Genomic DNA, 22,275 nt, shown 5'->3' with positions numbered 1-22,275 from the left:
GTAAAATCGGCAGCACAATAAGAGAGGGTTTATATGATTGACGCTGAAATGGGGAACTGGAAAGAATTTATCGCCGCAATGTTACGCAACAAGTAACCGGCAGCGAACACAGCAGGACCTGTCCCCCTTGCTCTGATTCTGACCACACACAGTAATACAAGGCAGCCACCTCGGTGGCTGCCTTAATTTTTGGCGCTTAGTCGTGCGGCTTCGCCTTCAGCGGGAAACGGCGGCGCACCAGCACAAAGAACAGCGGCACAAAGAAGATCGCCAGCAGGGTCGCGGAGATCATGCCGCCCATCACGCCGGTGCCGACCGCGTGCTGGCTGCCGGAGCCGGCGCCCGCGCTGATGGCCATCGGCAGCACGCCGAAGATAAAGGCCAGCGAGGTCATCAGGATCGGGCGCAGACGCTGGCGCGCGGCGCTGAGCGTCGCCTCTACCAGCTCGCCGCCTTTGCTGTTGATCTCGTTGGCGAACTCCACGATCAGAATGGCGTTCTTGGCGGAAAGCCCCACCACCGTCAGCAGCCCAACCTGGAAATAGACGTCATTCTCCAGCCCGCGCAGCCAGGTGGCCACCAGCGCGCCCACCACGCCGAGCGGCACCACCAGCATCACCGAGAAGGGAATCGACCAGCTCTCGTAGAGCGCCGCCAGGCAGAGAAACACCACCAGCAGCGAAATGGCGTAGAGCGCAGGCGCCTGCGAACCCGACAAACGCTCCTGATAAGAGGCGCCGGTCCACTGGAAGCCGACGCCGAGCGGCAGCTGCGCCACCAGCCGCTCCATCGCGTCCATCGCCGTGCCGCTGCTGACGCCCGACGCCGCCTCGCCGACGATCTCGAGCGACGAATAGCCGTTATAGCGTTCCAGACGCGGCGAGCCGGTCTCCCAGCGGCTGGTGGCGAAGGCGGAGAAGGGCACCATGCCGCCGCTGCTGTTGCGCACGTACCATTGATTGATATCGTCCGGCAGCATGCGGTACTGCGGCGCGGCCTGCACGTATACCTTCTTCACGCGTCCGCGGTCGAGGAAATCGTTGACATAGGTCGAGCCCCAGGCGGTGGTCAGGGTATCGTTGATGGTATCGATTGAGACGCCCAGCGCCTGCGCCTTGCGCTGATCGACATCGATCTGCAGCTGCGGACTGTCGTCGAGGCCGTTGTGACGCACCCGAGACAGCGCAGGATCGCTCTCCGCCATCGCCAGCAGCTTATCGCGCATTGCCATCAGCTGAACGTGGCCGATACCGGCGTGATCCTGCAGCTCCATATCAAAGCCGGAGGAGCTGCCCATGCCGGTGATCGCCGGCGGGCTGCTGGCGATGACGCGTCCTTCTTTAATCGCGCGGAAGGCTTTGGTGGCGCGGTCGATAATCGCGAACGAAGTGCGATCCGCGCCCGACCGCTCCTCCCAGTCTTTCAGGCGCACAAACAGGCGCGCCACATTCTGACCGTTGCCGCCCGGCCCTGAGCCGATGGTAGAGAACACCGACAGCACGTTCTCTTTCTCCTGGGTCATATAGTAGTTCTCCACCTGCGCCACCACGCTGGAGGTTTGCTGCAGCGTGGCGCCCGGCGGCAGCTGCACCTGGGTGAGGAAAACGCCGCGATCTTCCAGCGGCAGAAACGAGGTCGGCAGGCGGATAAACAGGAACGCCATCAGGCCGATAATGGCGAGATAGAGCAGCAGCCAGCGGCCGCCCTTTAGCAGGATGCGCGCCACGCCGCGCTCATAGCGGTCGGCGTTGCGGTTGAAGTGGCGGTTGAACCAGCCGAAGAAGCCGCGACGCTGGTGATGCCCGTCGGGCGGCAGCGGCTTCAGCAGCGTGGCGCACAGCGCCGGCGTGAGGATCATCGCCACCAGCACCGACAGCACCATCGCCGAGACGATGGTAATCGAGAACTGGCGGTAGATAGCGCCGACCGTGCCGCCGAAAAAGGCCATCGGCACGAACACCGCCGACAGCACCAGCGCGATGCCCACCAGCGCGCCCTGAATTTGCCCCATCGACTTGCGCGTCGCGGCGCGCGGCGACAGACCCTCTTCGCTCATGATGCGCTCGACGTTCTCCACCACCACGATGGCGTCGTCCACCAGCAGGCCGATAGCGAGCACCATGGCGAACATCGTCAGGGTGTTGATGCTGAAGCCGCAGGCGTAGAGCACCGAGAAGGTGCCGAGCAGCACCACCGGCACCGCGATGGTCGGGATCAGCGTGGCGCGAAAGTTTTGCATAAACAGATACATCACGCCGAACACCAGCACGATCGCCTCGAGCAGGGTTTTCACTACGTCGATAATCGAGGCTTTGACGAACGGCGTGGTTTCATAGGCGACTTTGGCTTCCAGCCCGTGCGGGAAAAAGTGCGACAGCTCTTCCACCCGCTGGCGCACCAGCTTGTCGGTGTTCATCTCGTTGGCGCCAGAGGCGAGCTTGATGCCGAGCCCGGAGGCGGGCTGGCCGTTGTAGCGGCTGAGATAATCATATTTCTCCGCGCCCAGCGCCACCTGCGCCACGTCGCTTAGCGTCACCACCGAGCCGTCGGGGTTGCTCTTCAGGGTGATGGCTTTGAACTGCTCTGGCGTTTGCAGCAGCGACTGCGCATTGACCGTGGCGTTCAGCGCCTGCTTATCCACCGAGGGCAGGCCGCCTACCTGGCCGACCGCGACCTGGGCGTTTTGCGCCTCGATGGCGCTCACCACGTCGTCGGTGGTCAGCGAATAGGCGATCAGCCGGGCGGGATCGAGCCAGATGCGCATCGCATACTGCGAGCCGTAGGCGTCCACCTGACCGACGCCGTCGATACGGCTCAGCGGATCCTGGATATTACTGGCGACATAGTCGGCAATATCTTGCTTATCCATGCTGCCGTCAGTCGAGACGAAGGCGAGCATCAAAATATTGCTGTCGCCGGTTTTATTCACCGTCACGCCCTGCGACTGCACCGCCTGCGGCAGCTTGCGCAGCGCCGACTGCAGCTGGTTCTGTACCTGCTGGCGCGCCTCGTCGGGATTGGTGCCGGCGGAAAAGGTGAGGGTGATTTGCGCCTGGCCGGTGTTGCTGCTGTTGGAGGACATATACATCAGGTTGTCGATGCCGGTCATGTTCTGCTCGATAACCTGGGTGACGGTGTTCTCCAGCGTTTCCGCCGAGGCGCCCGGATAGTTGGCGGTAATGCGCACGTTAGGCGGCGCCAGGTCGGGATATTGCTCCACAGGCAGGGAAATAATCGCCAGCGTGCCGCACAGGCAGATTAAAATCGCCAGCACCCAGGCAAAAACGGGACGGTCGATGAAAAAATTCGACATCGAATCGACACTCCTCAGCAGCGTTTCGCTTTTATTATCAGAATGCGGCCCACGGCAGAGGCGGGCCGAGCAGGCAGAGAAAAAGGTGAATTTCCTGCCGGACCTTACTCTACGTGGCGCAAATTAGGACATCGTGGAGAAATTGTGGAGAAAGTGTAAATACCGCGTCAGGTCAGCTGTTGCGGCTCTCTAACCACAGCACGGTCGCCGCGACGCGTGAACGCACGTCGAGCTTTTTCAGCAGATTGCGGATATGCACTTTTACCGTCTCTTCCGAAATATGCAGCGCGGCGGCGATCTCTTTGTTTGACAGCCCGCGCGCCACCTCCTGCAGCACGTCGCGCTCGCGTTCGGTAAGCTGGCGGAACGGACTGGCGCTGTGCTGGCGCGTGGCAAGGTAGTCGCGCACCGCGTCGCTGAAAATCTTCTCGCCGCGCGCCGCTTCCAGCAGCTGATCGGGCAGCAGCGCCGGATCGCCATCTTTCAGCAGGTAGCCGTCCGCGCCGGCGTCGATCATGGCGTCGATATCGCTGCGCGCGTCCGAGACGGTAAAGATAACAATGCGCGACGCGATCCCTTCGTGGCGCAGCGCCTTCAGCGTATCCAGCCCCGACATGCCCTTCATATTGAGATCGAGCAGGATGATATCGGGCGTCAGGTGGCGCGCCTCGGCCAGCGCTTCGGTGCCGTTGTTGGCCTCGGCAATCACCGCCAGGCGCGGCTCCAGCGCCAGCAGCTGGCGAATGCCGCGCCGCATCAGCGGGTGGTCGTCCACAATCATGACCGTCAGCACAGGTTGTTGCATGTCTACTCCCGGCGAATAAAGAAAAATGCCTGTTTTATCAATAAAAGGGCGTTGAGGATCAACGCGATGTCTGGGCGTCGGTCTGCGGCGGAAAACGCAGCGCCACCTGAGTGCCGCGCGCCTGCGCCTGAATCGTCAGCTCGCCCGCCAGCCGCGCAGCGCGTTCCGACATAATGGTCAGGCCATAATGCCCTGGCGGCTCGTCGGTGCTGGCGATGCCGATGCCGTCGTCGGTCACGGTCAGCAAATGCTCGCCTTCCGCGTTGCGCTCATAACGCACCGCGATGCTGCGCGCCTCGGCGTGGCGAATGGCGTTGAGCAGCGCTTCGCGCGCAATCTGCAGCAGATGCACCTGCTGCTGCGCATCCAGCGTCTCCAGTCCAGGCTGACAGCTAAAGCTAATCTTAGCCGTAACCTGCTCCTGCAACGAGGCGATCATCGCCTGCATTGCTGCCACCAGATCGGCCTGCTCGATGGTGAGACGAAAGGTCGCCAGCAGCTCGCGCAGCTGGCGATAGGCGTCGGAGAGCGTGCGGTCAAAGTCGGCAATAATGTTTTGCGCCGCCGCGTTCGGATTGTCGAGCGCGCGGCGCAGCAGCGTCAGCTGGATGCGCATAAAAGAGAGCGCCTGCGCCAGCGAGTCGTGCAGCTCGCGGGCGATGGTGGCGCGCTCCTCGATTAACAGCATCTGCTGCACCTGCTTTTGCGTTTGCCAGATCCAGATGGCGCGCGACAGCATATTGCCCAGGCTCTGCATCAGCGCCTCGCGCGGCGCGTCGCGCTCGCTCTGCCAGCGCAGCGCGCCAGCCTCTTCGTCGTCCTGCGGCAGCGGCACGCTGTGCCAGCGCAGCGCACGGTCGCTGTTGCCGACGCAGAAGCGACCGTGCGCGCTCTCCAGCACCAGCACATGCAGGTTTTCGCGCTCGCGCACCTGCGCCATCACGCGCTCGAACAGCGTCGCGCTGAGCGGGCTGGCGGTAAGCAGCTGCGAACTCTCATACAGCAGCGACAGGGTGCGGTTGGCTTCCTGCAGGTCGCGCGTTTTCTCCTCTACCGCGCTGGCCAGCGCCTGATGGTGCGATTCAAGACGCGCCGCCATGGCGCTGAAAGTCTGTGCCAGCACGCGCAGCTCGTTATTCTGCTCAACCACCAGCGGCGGAAAGGCGAAATTGCCGCTTTCCACGTAGCGGCTGGCGGTCACCAGCGCATTAAGCGGACGCACCACCTGACGACGGCTAAAGCGGATGGTGGCTAACGCCAGCGCCACGATGGCGATCACGCCCAGCAGGCTGCTGGCCGCCACCAGCTCCATTTTTCGCTCGCTGTAGCGCTGCAGCCCCATGACAAAGCGGTCAATCTCGCCGACGTAGTTCGCCACCTGCTGCTGATAGAGGTCCGCGTCGCCGCGCTGCAGCTGCTGCTGCAGCGCCGGCCAGGCGTGACGCAGATGCTGGTAGCGGCTGACCACCTCCTGCGGCACCCAGGGGCGATCGAGATCGCGCAGTGCCGGTTTGTCCAGCGTCTGCGCATACTCCAGCAGGTGCTGCTGCAGCCGCTGCGGGTTGCTGGTGCTGTCCCAGGCCAGACGGTAGCTCTGCATGCGCAGCGAACCGGCCAGGTTAATGGCCTCGGCGTCGCGCAGGCTGCTGGAGAGCGTCATCAGCGCCAGCCCGGTGGTCAGCAGCGCCAGCAGGACGATAGCGCTCAGCGCCTGGGCGATGCTGCGGGTCACGGATCGTTTCACTATCACGGCGATATCCCTGTTTTTGGTGCGGGCATTATAGAGAAGAGAAGGGCGAGCCGCCACGCGCATCGATGAGAGAGGACACGACGGGTTACATCCTGCACAAAAAATGACCTCTTCTGACACTTCCCAGGAGAGCGCTCAGCCAGGCGTGTAAAAAGCAGACAGCTTTACATCGGCCAGATGTAGCCTTTCATTAGGGCGTTAATAATTCAATCCGGAATCAAGCTAATCACCTGCAACGCGACTGAAGGAGTATCTAATGAAAAAACTGACCGTGATACTGGCTGGCGCCCTGCTAGCCAGCGCGTCGTTCTCCTCGCTGGCGGCGACGCCGGTAGACCAGCAACAGGCGCAGAATCTGCAAAGCATCGGCAGCGTTTCCGTCTCTAACGCGCGCGGCTCGCTGGATGACGCGACGCGCCAGCTGTCGCAGAAAGCTGAAGAGATGGGCGCCCGCCATTACCGCGTTATCGGCGTCGAAAACCCAGGTGACTCCAGCCTGTGGCGCGGCACCGCAGAGATTTACCGCTAGCCCTCAGCCATACCCTTCCATCCCTGTAGCACTTACCGGCCTGCCAATGGCCGGTTTTTTTGTGCAACAAACCCGATTATTACAAAACACTTTGTGCGCCTCACCGGTATCTTTTGCTTCGTTCACGCAGAACGGGTAGGATTCATCGCCGTAATTTCCCCTGCCTTTTTACTAATAACTCACAGGCAGATAACAGGGTCATTACCCCATTTCGCATGGCGTACGCAATCGTTTGTGATCGCCGTGATTGATGGTCAGGACAAACAGGAAGGCTATGAAATCTACTAAAAAAACCGCAGCCGAAATGCGTGCTGCGAAAAGACGCTGGCTGAACTCACATGACACCGGCTACCACAAGGCGATGGGCAATCGTCACGTTCAGATGATTGCTATCGGCGGCGCCATCGGCACCGGCCTGTTCCTTGGCGCAGGCGGCCGTCTGCAGGCGGCGGGACCGGCGCTGGCGATCATCTATCTGGTCTGCGGCATCTTCTCGTTCTTTATTCTGCGCGCGCTGGGCGAACTGGTGCTGCACCGTCCCTCCAGCGGCAGCTTCGTCTCCTACGCGCGTGAATTCCTCGGTGAAAAAGCCGCCTACGTTGCGGGCTGGATGTACTTCGTCAACTGGGCGATGACCGGCATCGTCGATATCACTGCGGTGGCGCTCTATATGCACTACTGGGGCGCGTTCGGCGACGTGCCGCAGTGGGTCTTCGCGCTGGGCGCGCTGGCCATCGTCGGCACCATGAACATGATCGGCGTTAAGTGGTTCGCCGAGATGGAGTTCTGGTTCGCGCTGGTTAAAGTGCTGGCGATTGCCATCTTCCTCGTGGTGGGCGTGGTGTTCCTCGGCACCGGCAAGCCGCTGGACGGCAACGCCACCGGCTTCCATCTGGTGACCGATAACGGTGGCCTGTTCCCGCACGGCCTGCTGCCAGCACTGGTGCTGGTGCAGGGCGTGGTGTTCGCCTTCGCCTCTATCGAACTGGTGGGCACCGCCGCCGGCGAGTGTAAAGATCCGGCGACCATGCTGCCGAAGGCGATCAACAGCGTAATCTGGCGTATCGGCCTGTTCTACGTCGGGTCGGTAGTGCTGCTGGTGCTGCTGCTGCCGTGGAACGCCTATCAGGCGGGACAGAGCCCGTTCGTGACCTTCTTCTCGAAGCTGGGCGTGCCCTACGTTGGCAGCATCATGAACATCGTGGTGCTGAGTGCGGCGCTCTCCAGCCTTAACTCCGGCCTTTACTCCACCGGCCGCATTCTGCGCTCGATGGCGATGGGCGGTTCGGCGCCGAAGTTCATGGCGAAAATGAGCGGCCAGCAGGTGCCCTACGCCGGCATTCTGGTCACCATCGCGGTCTATGTGATCGGCGTGGTGCTGAACTATTACGTGCCTTCGCAGGTGTTCGAGATCGTGCTCAACGTCGCGTCGCTCGGCATTATCGCCTCGTGGGGCTTTATCGTGATCTGCCAGATGCGCCTGCGTAAAGCGATCAAAGAGGGCAAAGCGGACGACGTCAGCTTTAAGCTGCCGGGCGCGCCAGTCACCTCCTGGCTGACGCTGCTGTTCCTGCTGAGCGTGCTGGTGCTGATGGCGTTCGACTATCCGAACGGCACCTACACCATCGCCGCCATCCCGGTGCTGGCGGTGATCCTGGTGCTGGGCTGGTTCGGCGTGCGCAAGCGCGTTGCGGCTATCGCCCAGACCGAGCATGACCACCTGCACGACGACGACAGCGCGCAGACGCTGGCGGACGACGCCGCACGCTAACCCGCGCTGCTGCCTCCTGAAAAGCCTGCCCGCTAACGGCAGGCTTTTTTTCTTCCCGCCGCGTATAGTTTTCCCGCGCGCTTGCGCCTATGATGGCAAACTCCTCTAAAGCTGTAGCGGAGCCATCATGTCGTTCAAGATCAACATCATCAAAGATAAACTGCTCTCCGAAAATTACTTTATCCTGCGCAACTTCACCTATGAACTCACCACCCGCAACGGCGACGTGGTGCGTCACAAGCGCGAAGTCTACGACCGCGGCAACGGCGCCACTATCCTGCTCTACAACCGCGAGAAAAACAGCGTGGTGCTGACGCGCCAGTTCCGTATCGCCACCTGGGTCAACGGCAACGCCAGCGGCATGCTGATTGAGGCGTGCGCCGGCCTGCTGGACAACGACTCGCCAGAGGTCTGCATTCGCAAAGAGGCGATTGAGGAGACCGGCTATGCGGTGGGCGAGGTGGAAAAACTCTACGAAGCCTATATGTCGCCGGGCGGCGTAACCGAGCTGATCCACTTCTTCGCCGCTGAATATAACGAATCGCTGCGCGACAACGCCGGCGGCGGCGTCGAAGATGAAGATATCGACGTGCTGGAGATCCCCTTCCCGGAGGCGCTGGCGATGGTCAAAGATGGCCGCATTCGCGACGGCAAAACCATTATGCTGCTACAGCACGCGCAGCTGGCGGGCTGGCTGAAAGGCTAAGGCGCCCCATTGTCCGATAAATCCGATTGAGCTAAGCGCGCGCGCTACCGATGATGAGAGCGGTGATTTCACTGGCGCCGCGCCTCATTATCGTATGCTTTTTCAGCAGTTAAGTGCGCTTTCCGGACGGGGTCACAGTTTCAGCCCACCCGATGCCCGGTCGTTGCGCTATCATCTCCACTCTGAGATTTTGGGGACCGTTTTTCTTGATGTCGACCTGGACGAAGTCACTGCTGCTGTTGCCTTTCCTTTTCGTTGCCTGCGTAAAAGCCGATCCACTGCAAAAGTCGTTTTCCGACTGGCAGGTGACCTGCAATAACGTCGGATATTGCGTGGCACGCAATATCCCGGGCGATAAAGGGCTGGTGATGACCATCGCGCGCCATGCCGGCGTCAACGATCGGCCGCTGCTGCGTATCGACTACGGCAGCGCCTACAGCGGGGAAGTGCCCGGCGCGCCGCTGCAGGATAATTTGCTGCTCGATCAGCGCCGCCTGCGTCCCGACCTCAAGCACTGGACGGTCGAGCCGCATCATCTCGCCACCAGCCACGCCATCGCCATTGATGAATTTCTCGCGCAGATCCTCGACGCGGACGCCATCCAGCTTACCTATAACGCGCAGGCCGCAATTTCGCTGCACGGCCTGAAGGCGGCGCTGCTGCTGATGGACGACGTGCAGGGCAGGGTAAACGGCATGAGCGCCTGGATAAAGCGCGGTTCGCGCGCGCTGTGGGATGTGCCGCCACAGCCGCCGCTGCCGTCGCTGCCCGACAGAGGCGCGCCGCCTGCCGCGCTGACCCGCGAGGAGACCAGCGGACTGCTCGACTACGGCACCTGGCGCCTGAGCGCCGACAGCTGTTCACTCGATCCGATGCGGCGCGAGGTCAACGTCGCGCCGCTGACCGACAGCAAAGCGCTGCTGATGGTGAGCTGCGAAATGGGCGCCTATAACGTCATCGATCTGGCGTTTGAGGTGACGCGCGCCGCGCCCTACGTGGCGCGCGGCATCAGCCTGACGCTGCCCTTTACGCCGCCGCGCGGCGAGCGTCAGGTTGAGCTGATCAACGCCGACTACGACGCCAGCACCGGTCAGCTCTACACTTTTGCCAAGGGACGAGGATTAGGGGACTGCGGCTCCGCCACGCGCTGGCGCTTTAACGGCACCGATTTTACCCTGGCGGAGTATGCGGAAGAGTCCACCTGCGACGCCTGGCACAGCAGCGACGACTGGCCGACCCTGTGGGTCTCCCAGCCGTCGCCCGCCAGCGCGCCCTAGCGGATCGCCTGCACCATCATCGGCGAGCCGTTCTGATTGCCGACCAGCTCGGCCAGCAGATCGTTGACGCCATCGCTCATGGCGCTAAAGCGCGTCAGCGGCGAGCGCGTCACCACCACAAACACCCCGACGTTATTCTGCGGCACCATCGCCATATAGGTGATGAAGCCGCCGCCGCCGCCGGTTTTCTGGATAATGCCGGGACGGCCGTTTTTCGGACCCATATAGACCCAGCCCATGCCGATGGCGTCTGCTCTGCCCGGCACGTCCATGCCCTCGACTTTCACCAGCTGGTCGCGGCGGTAGATTAGCGTCTGCATGCGATCGACCTGCGGTGAACGCGGGCTGACCGACGAGTTCAGGAACTGCTGCATCCAGCGGCCCATATCTTCAGGCGTCGAGTAGACGCCGCCGCTGCCGATGGCCGCCAGCGTGTTGTTGCAGGGGCTGGCGCCTTTCTCCGCCACCATCAGGCGGTCGCACTGCTCTGGCGACGGGGTAAAGGTGGTGTCTTTCATGCCGAGCGGCCGGGTGATCAGCTGCTGCAGCAGAGCCGGATAGGGCGTGCCCGCGGCGCGCGCCAGCGCGTCGCCCAGCAGGTCATAGCCCAGATTGGAGTAGGCGGCGTCGGTGCCCGGCGCGGCTTTCAGCTTCGCGCCCGCCAGCCACGCCCAGCGGTCGCTGCGCGTTGGCCAGACAAAGACCGGACGATGCGGCTTGCCGCCGGGCTGTTCGCGTGGCAGGCCGCTGGTGTGGGTCGAAAGGTTGATCAGGCGAATCGGCTGGCCGGCGTAGCTCGGGACGCGCGCGCCCGGCGGCGCATATTTGCTCAGCGGATCGTCAAGGCGAAGCTGGCCGCGCTCCGCCATCTTCACCATCACCTCGCTGGTCAGCAGCTTGCTGAGCGAGGCGATGCGGATCAGGGAGTCTTTTTGCGGCCGCACGTTGTTGCCCGGTCGGGTATCGCCAAAGCTGGCGAAGACGCGCTGATTGCCGTCGATGGCGACCAGCGCCATGCCGGTGGCGCCGCTGCCGTAAAAAATATGTTCAGCGTAGCGATCGACAATCTGAGATGAGAGCAGCGGATCGGGCGCGATCTGCGCTTTGCCTGCCAATGGCATCAGCGAAACCATTAGGGCGAGTAACCAGGGTGTACGTTTTTTCAACGGAAAAGCATCCAGCGAGAGGGAACGGAGAAGACCCTATAGTAATGGGTTTGCGTAAGCGGTGAAGGGGGCGGAAAAGATTTTTTTCTGTTTCAGGCTGTGAAGGGAAGTGGCCCTTCCCGCAGAAAAGGGAAGGGCCAGAAGCATTACGCTGGCTTGAGTAACGACTCCGCCTGCGCCACAACGTTCTCTACCGTAAAGCCGAAGGCCGGGAAGAGTTTGCCCGCCGGCGCGGATTCGCCGAAGGTGGTCATGCCGACAATTTTGCCGTCGATGCCGACATACTTGAACCAGTAGTCCGCAATACCCGCTTCCACCGCGACGCGCGCGCGCACCGTCGACGGCAGCACCGATTCACGATAGGCGCTATCCTGCTTGTCGAACACGTCGGTGCTCGGCAGTGACACCACGCGCACTTTGTGGCCGTCGGTGGTCAGCTTCGCCGCCGCGTCCAGCGTGATCTCCACTTCGGAACCGGTGGCGATCAGGATGATATCCGGCGTGCCGTCGCTGTCCTTCAGGATGTAGCCGCCGCGCGCGATATTCTCGACCTGTGCCGGGGAGCGCTCCGGCTGCAGCAGGTTCTGACGCGACAGGATCAGCGCGGTCGGGCCGTGATGGCGTTCGATAGCGGCTTTCCACGCCACCGCCGTTTCGACCTGATCGCACGGGCGCCAGGTGCTGAAGTTTGGCGTCAGACGCAGGCTCGCCAGCTGCTCGACCGGCTGGTGCGTCGGGCCATCTTCGCCCAGGCCGATGGAGTCGTGGGTGTAGACCATGATCTGACGCGCTTTCATCAGCGCCGCCATACGCGCGGCGTTGCGCGCATACTCCACGAACATCAGGAAGGTGGCGGTGTAGGGCACGAAGCCGCCGTGATGGGCGATGCCGTTGGCGATAGCGGTCATACCAAATTCGCGCACGCCATAGTGAATATAGTTGCCCGCCGGATCCTCTTTGATCGGCTTAGAGCCGGACCAGATGGTGAGGTTGCTCGGCGCAAGGTCTGCAGAGCCGCCCAGCAGCTCCGGCAGCAGCGAGCCGAGATGCTCCAGGGTGTTTTGCGACGCTTTACGGCTGGCGATCTTCTGCGGATTCGCCTGCAGGTCGCTAATGAATTTGTGAGTTTCGCTCTCCCAGGTCGACGGCATTTCGCCGTTCATACGACGCTGGTACTCTTCAGCCAGCTCGGGATGCGCCTGCTTATAGGCCGCCAGCTTGTCGTTCCACGCCTGCTCGCGCTCGGCGCCCGCCGCTTTGGCGTCCCACTGCTGATAAATGTCCTGTGGGATTTCAAACGGTGCCGAGGTCCAGCCCAGCTCTTTGCGCGCCAGCGCCACTTCCGCCTCGCCCAGCGCCGCGCCGTGCGACTCCTCTTTGCCCGCTTTGTTGGGGGAACCGAAGCCGATAACGGTGCGGCAAATAATCAGCGACGGCTTGTCGGTGACGCTCTGCGCCTCTTTAATCGCGCGGCTCACCGCCTCGGCGTCGTGGCCGTCGATTTCGCCGACGACGTGCCAGTCATAGGCTTCGAAGCGCTTGTGGGTGTCGTCGGTAAACCAGCCTTCGGTTTCGCCATCGATAGAGATGCCGTTGTGGTCGTAGAAGCCGATCAGCTTGCCGAGACCCAGCGTGCCCGCCAGCGAGCAGACCTCATGAGAGATCCCCTCCATCAAACAGCCGTCGCCCATAAACACATAGGTGAAGTGGTCGACGATATCGTGACCCGGGCGGTTGAACTGCGCGGCCAGCGTGCGCTCGGCGATCGCCAGACCCACGGCGTTGGCCAGACCCTGGCCCAGCGGGCCGGTGGTGGTTTCCACCCCTGGGGTGTAGCCGATCTCCGGGTGACCTGGGGTTTTGGAGTGCAGCTGACGGAAGTTTTTCAGCTCTTCCATCGGCAGATCGTAGCCGGTGAGGTGCAGCAGGCTGTAAAGCAGCATCGACCCGTGGCCGTTAGAGAGGATAAAACGGTCGCGGTCGGCCCAGGCGGGGTTGGTCGGGTTGTGCTTCAGGTAATCGCGCCACAGCACTTCGGCGATGTCCGCCATGCCCATCGGCATGCCGGGGTGTCCGGAATTTGCTTTCTGTACCGCATCCATACTTAACGCACGAATCGCGTTCGCCAACTCTCTGCGTGATGACATAGGGTTCTCCCTTCGTTGAGCAGAAGTGCGGGCGGGAAACCCGCCCGACAAAGTTAAACAGGCAAAAAACTACAGGCGCGCGGCCAGCACGTCTTCGAGTTTCTGCTGATCCACGGCGAACTGACGGATGCCGTCGGAAAGTTTCTCTACCGCCATCGGATCCTGGTTGTGCTCCCAGCGGAACTCCGCTTCAGAGAGCGAGGCGGGCTGATGGAAACCTTCGGTTGACGGCTCCAGCTTGCGCTCAACCGGCGCGTCGCTGTTCTGCAGCTCTTCCAGCAGGTTCGGGGAGATGGTCAGACGGTCGCAGCCCGCCAGCGCGATAATCTGTTCTACTTTACGGAAGCTCGCGCCCATGATGATGGTGCTGTAGCGATGCTTTTTGTAGTAGTCATAGATGCGACGCACCGATTTCACGCCTGGATCTTCATCCACCACGTACGGGTCGAGCGGTTTGCGGCTGTTGTACCAGTCGTAGATGCGGCCGACGAACGGCGAGATCAGGTAAACGCCCGCTTCGGCGCAGGCGCGCGCCTGGGCGAAGGAGAAGAGCAGCGTCAGGTTGCAGTGGATGCCGTTTTTCTCCAGCTCTTCAGCCGCCTTGATCCCTTCCCAGGTGGAGGCGAGTTTGATCAGGATGCGCGAACGGTCGATGCCGTGCTCTTCATAGAGGCGAACCAGTTTTTCCGCTTTGGTCACACACATGCCACGATCGAAAGAGAGGCGCGCATCTACTTCGGTCGAAACACGGCCCGGTACGCTTTTCAGGATCTCCATACCGAGGTTAATCGCCACTTTGTCGCTGGCGTTGATGATCTGCGTCTCTTTGCTGCCGCCTTGCTTTTTCGCATAGTCGATGGCGTCGTCGATCAGGTGCTTGTAGCCCTCGAGGCCTGCGGCTTTCAGGATCAGAGACGGGTTGGTGGTGGCGTCTTCAGGATGGTAGTTGCGAATGGATTCGATATCGCCGCTGTCCGCCACGACCGTGGTGAACTGTTTTAATGCGTCTAGCTGGTTCATCTTTTAACTCCTTGATGAGCAATTCTTTATTGCGAATGATTTCACCCTGCAACACAGTGCATCAGGCGTTCGGTGATGAAAATACTCTTTTTCTGATTATTGCGATGGGTTGAACTCATCGAGGCCCCGCACGGCGAAAACAGCGTGACGTCAAACAGGGAGAGCGAGCTGCAACATCCTGTCAGCCAGCCGGGGGGCGAAAATCGCGCATCACAAAGGTTAGCAGAACTGACAGGTTCTGCCGGATGAACCGCACTTTCCGCCCGGTCAGGCGCCTCAGCGGCAGGCGTTGTGCGCCGTCTGCTCGTAGAAGCCGATCTTTTCCACTTTTTCCGTCGATCCGCCGCCTTCAAACTCTGACGCCAGCCAGGCGTTGACGATCGATTTCGCCAGTTCCGGCCCGACCACGCGTGCGCCCAGCGTCATCACCTGCGCATTGTTGCTTTTACGCGCGCGTTCGGCGGAGTAGGTGTCGTGACACTGCGCCGCGCGAATGCCTGGCACCTTGTTGGCGACGATCGCCATACCGATGCCGGTGCCACACACCAGAATGCCGCGGGCAAACTGACCGTCGCTGATGGCGTTCGCCAGGCTCCAGGCGATGTCGGGATAGATCGGCAGGTCCCGGCGCGCGTCGTTGCTGTAATCCACCACTTCGTAGTGCAGTGATTCAAGGTGGCGTTTGATCAGGTTTTTCAGTTCCAGCGCCGCGTCATCGGCGCCAATCGCAATGGTGCTCATCCGGTTCTCTCCAGCTATTTAACAGGGCCCGCAAGCCGGGCAGAAAGTCATGCTCGGTTTTAGCCTGCCATAGTTTTGTTCATATGTTCAAGTATGTTTCATTTGTTTTGTGCGGATACGCGGCTCCGGGATGGCGCTGCGCACCCGCAAGAGGCGCGCCTGCCGGGTATTTTTCTTAAATTTAACCGAGAGACGTTTCATTTGAGAGCGATCACATTTTTGCAAACTGCGCTTGAGACATGTTCATTTAATCGTTTAGTGTTCATTTGTTCATGCAGGCCAGCAACAATAAGATCCGTTGAGGACATCACCATGACACTTACCGACCCGACTGCGCGCCCTGCGGCGCGCTTACCAGGAAACCAGCGCGCCTCGTCGCGCTGTGGAGGCGCAACATGACGCAACAGACGCAGGCGCAGATCGAACAGTCCACCATTCGCAAAATCTCCTGGCGACTGGTGCCGTTCGTGGCGCTGATGTTCTTTATCAACTTTCTCGACCGTACCGCTATTTCCTTCGCCGGGCCGAACGGCATGACGCAGGATCTGGGGCTGAGCGCCGCGCAGTTTGGGCTCGCCTCGGGCATCTTCTTTATCGGCTATATCCTGCTGGAGGTGCCGAGCAACCTTGCGCTGCACCGCTTCGGCGCGCGCAAATGGCTGGCGCGCATTATGGTGAGCTGGGGCATCGTGTCGCTGCTGTTCGCCTGGGTCAGCAGCGTCGAGGGCCTCTATACGCTGCGGCTGCTGCTCGGCATTGCGGAAGCAGGTTTCTTCCCCGGCGCGATCCTCTACCTCAGCCTCTGGGTGCCGGCGCGCCATCGCAGCAAAATTCTTTCGCTGTTCTATCTGGCGCAGCCGCTGACGGTGGTGTTCGGCGCGCCGCTGGCGGCAGGCATGATCGAGCAGCACGGCCTGTTTGGCATGGAAGGCTGGCGGCTGATGTTTATCGGCGTGTCGGTGCCCGCCATTCTGATCGGCGTCGTGACGCTGTTCTGGCTGGTGGACGCGCCACGTGACGCGCGCTGGCTCACCCGCGAAGAGAAACAGTGGCTGACGCGCGAGCTGGAGAGCGAGCACGCCGCCAAGCAAAACGCGCATCCTGGCGTGCGCACCGTGCTGGGCAACGGCCGCGTCTGGCTGCTCTGCCTGATCTACTTCGGCTTTATCTATGGCCTTTACGCGCTCGCCTTTTTCCTGCCGACCATCATCGGCGGCTTTCAGCAGCAGTTCGGCACCACCTTTAACGTGATGCAGAAAGGGCTAATCACCGGCGCGCCCTATCTGGTGGCGGCCGTGGTGATGTTTTTCTGGTCGCGCGACGCCTCACGCCGCGGCTGTAAAACCTGGCATATCGCGCTGCCTGCGCTGGCGGGCGGCATCAGCGTGCCGCTGGCGCTCTATATGAACTCGCCGCTCAGCACCATGCTGGTTATCGCCGTTACCGCCAGCTCCATCTTCGCCGCGCTGCCCAACTTCTGGACCCTGCCGACGCAGTTTCTGTCCGGCGCCTCGGCGGCCGCCGCCATCGCCCTGATCAATACGCTGGGCAACGTGGCGGGCTTCTCGGCAGGCTATATCACCGGCGCGCTGCACGACGCCACGCAAAGTTACACGCTGCCGATGATGGTGGTGGGCGGCTTTATGCTGCTGTCAGCGCTGCTGATGCTGCTGCTGAACCGCCGCCGCGCTGAACCGCTGGCCTCCTCTCTTGCTCAGGAGCATTAATCATGACGTATCTCTACAACCAGCCCTCTGCGTTTGCGGCAGAGCTGATCGAAGGTTTTGTCGCGGCCAACGCGGATAAAGTGCGCCAGGTGCCTGGCGGCGTGGTGCGCAGCACGCGCAGCCAGCCCGGCACGGTGGCGGTGGTAGTGGGCGGCGGCTCCGGCCACTATCCCGCCTTTGCCGGACTGGTGGGGCAGGGCATGGCGCACGGCGCCGCCATGGGCAATCTGTTCGCTTCGCCGTCGGCACAGCAGATCGTTAACGTAGCGCGTGCGGCGCACAACGGCGGCGGCGTGCTGCTCACCTTCGGCAACTACGCCGGCGACGTGCTGCATTTTGGCCAGGCGTGCGAGCGTCTGCGGGCCGAGGGCATCGCCTGCGAAGTGGTAACGGTCACCGACGATATCTCCAGCGCCAGCCTGGAAGAGATTGAAAAGCGCCGCGGCGTCGCCGGCGATTTAACCGTGTTCAAAGTCGCCAGCGCCGCGGCGGAAGCGGGCCACAGCCTGGCGCAGGTGGCCGCGCTGGCGCGCCATGCCAACCAGCGCACGCGCTCCTTCGGCGTCGCGTTCTCCGGCTGCACCTTGCCTGGGGCGACGCAGCCGCTGTTCAGCATTGACGCCGGACGCATGGCGCTTGGCATGGGCATTCACGGTGAGCCGGGCATCAGCGAAAGCGACGTGCCGCGCGCCGACGTGCTGGCGGAAATTTTCGTCGACAACCTGCTGAGCGAACTGCCGCCGGGCGTCACACTGCAGCCAGGCACGCGCGTGGCGGCGATCCTCAACGGGCTGGGATCGGTGAAATATGAAGAGCTGTTCGTGGTCTATCGCCGCGTGGCGCAGCTGCTGCGTGAACAGCAGCTGGAGATCGTCGAGCCGGAAGTTGGCGAGTTCGTCACCAGCTTTAATATGGCGGGCGCGTCGCTGACGCTGATGTGGCTGGATGAGGCGCTGGAAAGGTGCTGGCGCGCGCCGGCCAACGCGCCGGCCTTTCGCAAAGGCAGCGTGATCGTTGCCGAACCGCTGGAGGCGAGCGCGTGCGAGCAGACGACGCAGAGCGCGATCCCCGCCGCCAGCGCCGCATCGCAGCAGAGTGCGCAGCGCGTGCTGGCGATACTCGACGCCATCGCCGCTGTGATACAGCGTAACGCTGAGCAGCTCGGGCGCATCGACGCCGTTGCCGGCGACGGCGACCACGGCATCGGCATGGAGCGCGGCGTGCTGGGCGCGCTGGCGCAGGCGCGCGACGTTGCCGCGCAGGGCGCGGGCGCGGGCACGCTGCTGTGCCGGGCCGCAGACGCCTGGGCGGATAAGGCGGGCGGCACCTCGGGCGCGCTGTGGGGCGTGGCGCTGACCGCCATCGGCACCGCGCTGGGCGACGAGCGCAAACCCGACGCGCAGCGCGTCGCCGACGGCGTAAAGCAGGCCAAAGAGGGCATTATGCACTTCGGCAAAGCCAAACCCGGCGACAAAACGATGGTGGATGTGCTGGTGCCGTTCAGCGACAGCCTGAGCGCGGCGGTGGCGCGCGGCGCGTCGCTGGCTGACGCCTGGCAGCAGGCGGCGGAAACGGCGCAGGCCGCCGCGCAGGCCACTGCTGAGCTGCTGCCCAAGATGGGCCGCGCCCGTCCGCTGGCGGAAAAAAGCCTCGGCACGCCAGACGCCGGCGCGGTGTCGCTGGCGCTGATTGTCGCCACGGTGGCGGAGCGCCTGCGCGAAAATCAGCCGCAGGGAGCCTCGGTATGACGCAGCCCGCTATCTGGCTGGGAACCAGCCTGAAAATGTATTTCAGCTACGCGCAGACGCTGACATGGTGCCGCGCGGTGGCGCAGATTGCGCGCCAGCACCCCGCGGTGCGCGAGGGACGCGTCGGCCTGTTTGTGCTGCCCGCTTTTCCGGCGCTGCCGGCGGTGAAGGCGCTGTTTGCCGATACGCCGGTGCGCGTCGGCGCGCAAAATATCGCGCCCGCCGCCAGCGGCGCCTGGACCGGCGAGGTGAGCGCCAGCATGGTGCAGGAGCTGGGCGGAACGCTGGCGGAGATCGGCCATGCGGAACGCCGCCGCTACTTTGCGGAAAGCGATGCGCAGATCGCCGCGAAGGTCGCGCTGGCACTGCAGTCCCGGCTGACGCCCGTGTTGTGCCTCGGCGAGGCGCAGCAGGATACGCCCGACGCGGCGGCAGAGGCGTGCGCCCTCCAGCTTTCGCGCGCGCTGGCTGAGTCGCAGTCGCTGCACGGCAGCCTGCTGCTCGCCTACGAGCCGCAGTGGGCGATTGGCGCGCCGCAGCCCGCGCCGGAAGATCATATCCGCGCGGTGTGCCGCGCCCTGCGCCAGCAGCCGCTGCCGCCAGGCATTGCGCTGCAGGTGATCTACGGCGGCAGCGCCGGTCCGGGTCTGCTGAGCCGGCTGGAAGAGAGCGTCGACGGCTTGTTTCTCGGCCGCTTCGCCCACGATCCCGCCGCGCTGGCGCAGATAGTTGATGAAGCCGCCGCGCTGCTGGCGAGGGAGAGCGTATGAGCCGGATTGGATTAAGCACCTACGCCTTTTTCTGGCGCCTGTCGGATCGCGCGCCGCAGCCGCTGACGCTGGCGCAAATGCTGCAGCAAACCGCCGACCTCGACGTGCCGGTGTTTCAGATTTGCGACTACCCGGCGATAGAGAGCTGGAGCGACGCGCAGCTGCGTGAGCTGAAGCAGCAGGCCGACGCTCTCGGCATCACGCTGGAGCTGGGCACGCGCGGCCTCGCCACTGCCCATCTGCAGCGCTATCTACATATGGCGGCGCTGCTGGAGACGAAAGTGATCCGCTCGATGTGCTTTACCGCCACACATCGTCCGTCGCCTGCCGAGGCGCAGCAGCTTATCGCCGAGGTGCTGCCCGCTTTTGAACGTCAGCAGGTGAAACTCTGCCTCGAAACCTATGAGCAACTCTCCAGCACCGATCTAATGGCGCTGATCGATCTTTTCCCGTCGCCGTGGCTGGCGATCTGTCTCGATCCGGCCAACTGCGTGGCGGGACTGGAGCTGCCGCAGCAGGTTATCGCCAACACCGCCGCGCGCGTCGGCAATCTGCACATCAAAGATTTCGCCTTTTCGCGCCGCGACGGCTGGGTCGGCTTTACCCTGGCGGGCGTGCCGCTTGGCGAAGGGCTGCTGGATTACGACGCGCTGATTGCTAGCGTGCGGCCAGCTGAAAAAGGCATTAACCAGATTATCGAGCACTGGCTGCCGTGGCAGGAGAGCGCAGAGCGCACCTGCCAGCTGGAAGCGCAGTGGACGCAGCGCTGTGTCGAATTCTTACGTCGTAAACAAGATCAGGAGTAACACCATGAGCAATCAACTGAAAACCATTACTGTTATTGGCGCAGGCGGCAAAATGGGCATGCGCATCTCCGCCAACCTGCAGCGCAGCGACTATCAGGTCTTCTACTGCGAAAACTCGCCGCAGGCGCAGGCGCAAATCGGCGCCCAGGGCCGCGAAATTTCCGACGCCGCCTCTGTGGTGCCGCTGAGCGATGTGGTGATCCTCGCCGTGCCCGATATCGTGCTGGGCAAGGTCTCGGAAACGGTGGTGCCGCAGATGAAGCGCGGCGCGGTGCTGCTGACGCTCGATCCGGCGGCGGCCTACGCCAATCTGATCGCCCAGCGTGACGATATCGAGTATGCGGTGGCGCATCCCTGCCATCCGTCGGTGTTCCTGCAGCGCTACACCAAAGAGGAGCATGAGGATGCCTTCGGCGGCGTGGCGGCGATCCAGCATATCGCGGCGGCCTGGGAGAACGGCAGCGACGCGCAGAGAGCGGAGCTGGCGCAGGTGATCAACGTGATGTATGGCCCGGTGGATCAGGTGCACTGGGTGACGGTGACGCAGCTCGCCTATCTGGAGCCGACGCTGGTGGAAACCGTCGCCTGCATGGTCGGCGCCTTTATGAAAGAGGCGCTGGACGAGACGGTGAAGCACAGCGGCGTGCCGGAAGAGGCGGCGAAAGCGATGCTCTACGGCCATATCCAGATCGCGCTGGCGGTCGCCTTCCGCGCCACCAACCCCTTCTCGGACGCCTGCATGATCGCCATGGAGTATGGCCGCGAGAAGATCGTCAAGCCGGACTGGAAGCAGATCTTCGATCAAAAAGAGCTGGATATCGTGATTGCGCGCATGCTGAAAATTGACGCCATCCGCCGCTGATCTGTGATGACGAAAGCGGCTCGCGGGCGCACGCCTGGCTAAGTGAGCCGCATCAGTGTTATAAATCCCGGCAGTTAACGGCAACGCTCAATCAGGTCACGATGGAAAAACATACCCTCGCTCCGGACACGGAACTGCTGACGGAAATCGCCGTCGCTTACTATCAGGATGAGATCACGCAGGAAGAGATCGCGCGCAAGTTCGGCATCTCGCGCATTAAGGTCGGACGACTGCTGAAACGGGCGAAAGAAGAGGGCATTGTTGAAATCAATGTTCGCTACCATCCGGTTTTCAGCACCCGACTGGAGCAGCAGCTGCTGGATCGCTTTCCACAGCTGCAGCGCGCGCTGATCGCGCTCGACCAGCAGGATGGCGACGAGCAGCGCCGTCAGGTGGCGGCGCTGGTCTCGGCGCATCTGGCGCAAAATCTCAAAGAGAACACCGTGGTGGCGGTAGGCCAGGGTCGGAACGTCGCGGCGGTGGCCGATCATCCCGGCGCGGTGCCACTGCGCAACTGTCACTTTATCTGCGGCATCGGCGGCACCCATCGCCCAGGCGACGCCATCAACGCCGATCACATTAGCCGTCGGCTGGCGAAAAAGTTCGGCGGCTTTAGCGAAACGCTCTATGCGCCCGCCTATGTGGAAAACCGCGCGCTGAAAGAGGCGTTTATGCAGAACGGCACCATCAAAGAGACGCTGGATCGCGCGCGTAAGGCGGATATCGCTCTGGTGGGCATCGGCGATATGAATGAAAACAGCTATATGGTCAAACTCGGCTGGTTTACCCCGCACGAAATTATCGACGCCAGCGTCAATCAGGGCGTCACCGGCGACGTGGCGGGCTACGACTTTTTCAACGCGCAGGGCCAGCACGTGGACACGGTGATGAACGACCGCGTCATCGGCCTGAGCATCGACGAGCTGCGTAAAATTCCCTGCGTTATCGCCATCGCCGCGGAAAACACCAAAGCGATGGCGCTGCTCGGCGCGCTGCGCACCGGCGCTATCGATATCGTCGCCACCTCGGCGCAGAACATCCGCACCATCCTCAGCATGACGCAGTAGCGTGCAAAACGGTGTCGCCAGCGGCACCGAACGCCTCGATCGCGATCGCCCCGAGGTTTTCCTTGTCAGC

At 62.5% G+C, this 22,275-nt stretch carries 18 protein-coding genes; 11 read left to right on the top strand and 7 right to left on the bottom strand.

Annotation, left to right across the window (positions count from 1 at the left end):
- Positions 1-33 precede the first annotated feature (33 nt).
- Positions 34-96, top strand: a complete 63-nt coding sequence (ypfM, locus tag B2J69_RS24515; RefSeq protein ID WP_143806259.1) for a protein YpfM — start codon at positions 34-36, stop codon at positions 94-96.
- Positions 97-196: 100 nt separating this feature from the next.
- On the opposite strand, the gene acrD is transcribed toward ypfM, so the two are convergent.
- The 3 genes from acrD to narQ all read right to left on the bottom strand — a co-directional run bounded on the left by acrD (position 197) and on the right by narQ (position 5,868).
- Positions 197-3,313 carry a multidrug efflux RND transporter permease AcrD gene (acrD, locus tag B2J69_RS08650; protein ID WP_081138310.1) on the bottom strand — a complete coding sequence of 1,039 codons (3,117 nt, stop codon included), beginning with the start codon at positions 3,311-3,313 and terminating at the stop codon, positions 197-199.
- Between the two features lie 172 nt (positions 3,314-3,485).
- A complete protein-coding gene (locus tag B2J69_RS08645) occupies positions 3,486-4,118 on the bottom strand; it encodes a response regulator (protein ID WP_081138308.1) in 633 nt (210 codons plus the stop codon).
- Positions 4,119-4,176: 58 nt separating this feature from the next.
- Positions 4,177-5,868: a nitrate/nitrite two-component system sensor histidine kinase NarQ gene (narQ, locus tag B2J69_RS08640; protein ID WP_081138372.1), complete on the bottom strand. Its 1,692-nt coding sequence runs from the start codon at positions 5,866-5,868 to the stop codon at positions 4,177-4,179.
- 256 nt (positions 5,869-6,124) lie between these two features.
- On the opposite strand from narQ, the gene B2J69_RS08635 reads away from it, so the two are divergent.
- The 4 genes from B2J69_RS08635 (at position 6,125) to B2J69_RS08620 (ending at position 10,151) form a co-directional block, all read left to right on the top strand.
- Positions 6,125-6,397, top strand: coding sequence for a YdgH/BhsA/McbA family protein (locus B2J69_RS08635; protein WP_081138306.1), 273 nt, complete (start codon positions 6,125-6,127; stop codon positions 6,395-6,397).
- Between the two features lie 274 nt (positions 6,398-6,671).
- A complete protein-coding gene (ansP, locus tag B2J69_RS08630; protein WP_081138304.1) occupies positions 6,672-8,168 on the top strand; it encodes an L-asparagine permease in 1,497 nt (498 codons plus the stop codon).
- 127 nt (positions 8,169-8,295) lie between these two features.
- Positions 8,296-8,874 carry a GDP-mannose pyrophosphatase NudK gene (gene nudK / locus B2J69_RS08625; RefSeq protein ID WP_081138302.1) on the top strand — a complete coding sequence of 193 codons (579 nt, stop codon included), beginning with the start codon at positions 8,296-8,298 and terminating at the stop codon, positions 8,872-8,874.
- A 209-nt stretch (positions 8,875-9,083) separates the two neighbouring features.
- A complete protein-coding gene (locus B2J69_RS08620; RefSeq protein ID WP_081138300.1) occupies positions 9,084-10,151 on the top strand; it encodes a DUF1176 domain-containing protein in 1,068 nt (355 codons plus the stop codon).
- Here B2J69_RS08620 and ampH read toward each other — a convergent pair.
- The 4 genes from ampH to rpiB form a co-directional block, all read right to left on the bottom strand.
- Positions 10,148-11,317, bottom strand: a complete 1,170-nt coding sequence (gene ampH, locus B2J69_RS08615) for a D-alanyl-D-alanine-carboxypeptidase/endopeptidase AmpH (protein WP_081138298.1) — start codon at positions 11,315-11,317, stop codon at positions 10,148-10,150. The two genes, B2J69_RS08620 and ampH, sit on opposite strands and share 4 nt — an antisense overlap.
- A 146-nt stretch (positions 11,318-11,463) precedes the next feature.
- A complete protein-coding gene (gene tkt, locus B2J69_RS08610) occupies positions 11,464-13,464 on the bottom strand; it encodes a transketolase (protein ID WP_081138296.1) in 2,001 nt (666 codons plus the stop codon).
- A 69-nt stretch (positions 13,465-13,533) separates the two neighbouring features.
- Complete coding sequence (gene tal, locus B2J69_RS08605; RefSeq protein ID WP_081138294.1) at positions 13,534-14,484, bottom strand: transaldolase; 951 nt, start codon at positions 14,482-14,484, stop codon at positions 13,534-13,536.
- Positions 14,485-14,760: 276 nt separating this feature from the next.
- On the bottom strand, positions 14,761-15,225 hold the full coding sequence (gene rpiB / locus B2J69_RS08600; RefSeq protein ID WP_081138292.1) for a ribose 5-phosphate isomerase B: 465 nt from the start codon (positions 15,223-15,225) through the stop codon (positions 14,761-14,763).
- A 395-nt stretch (positions 15,226-15,620) separates the two neighbouring features.
- Between rpiB and B2J69_RS08595 the strand changes: the two genes are divergently transcribed.
- The 6 genes from B2J69_RS08595 to B2J69_RS08570 all read left to right on the top strand — a co-directional run bounded on the left by B2J69_RS08595 (position 15,621) and on the right by B2J69_RS08570 (position 22,205).
- A complete protein-coding gene (locus B2J69_RS08595) occupies positions 15,621-16,952 on the top strand; it encodes an MFS transporter (protein WP_081138290.1) in 1,332 nt (443 codons plus the stop codon).
- Positions 16,953-16,954: 2 nt separating this feature from the next.
- Entirely contained in the window at positions 16,955-18,700 is a 1,746-nt protein-coding gene (locus tag B2J69_RS08590; RefSeq protein ID WP_081138289.1) for a dihydroxyacetone kinase family protein, read from the top strand.
- Positions 18,697-19,470, top strand: a complete 774-nt coding sequence (locus tag B2J69_RS08585; RefSeq protein WP_081138288.1) for a triose-phosphate isomerase family protein — start codon at positions 18,697-18,699, stop codon at positions 19,468-19,470. Before B2J69_RS08590 ends, B2J69_RS08585 begins: the two co-directional genes overlap by 4 nt.
- On the top strand, positions 19,467-20,276 hold the full coding sequence (locus B2J69_RS08580) for a sugar phosphate isomerase/epimerase family protein (protein WP_081138287.1): 810 nt from the start codon (positions 19,467-19,469) through the stop codon (positions 20,274-20,276). Before B2J69_RS08585 ends, B2J69_RS08580 begins: the two co-directional genes overlap by 4 nt.
- A 4-nt stretch (positions 20,277-20,280) precedes the next feature.
- Positions 20,281-21,138: a phosphogluconate dehydrogenase C-terminal domain-containing protein gene (locus tag B2J69_RS08575; protein ID WP_081138286.1), complete on the top strand. Its 858-nt coding sequence runs from the start codon at positions 20,281-20,283 to the stop codon at positions 21,136-21,138.
- Between the two features lie 101 nt (positions 21,139-21,239).
- On the top strand, positions 21,240-22,205 hold the full coding sequence (locus B2J69_RS08570; RefSeq protein ID WP_033753739.1) for a sugar-binding transcriptional regulator: 966 nt from the start codon (positions 21,240-21,242) through the stop codon (positions 22,203-22,205).
- Positions 22,206-22,275 lie beyond the last annotated feature (70 nt).

Source organism: Pantoea latae, from assembly GCF_002077695.1.
GTDB lineage: Bacteria > Pseudomonadota > Gammaproteobacteria > Enterobacterales > Enterobacteriaceae > Pantoea > Pantoea latae.
The sequence above is the reverse complement of the archived record's forward strand: the minus strand, read 5'-3'. Positions and strand labels throughout refer to the sequence as shown.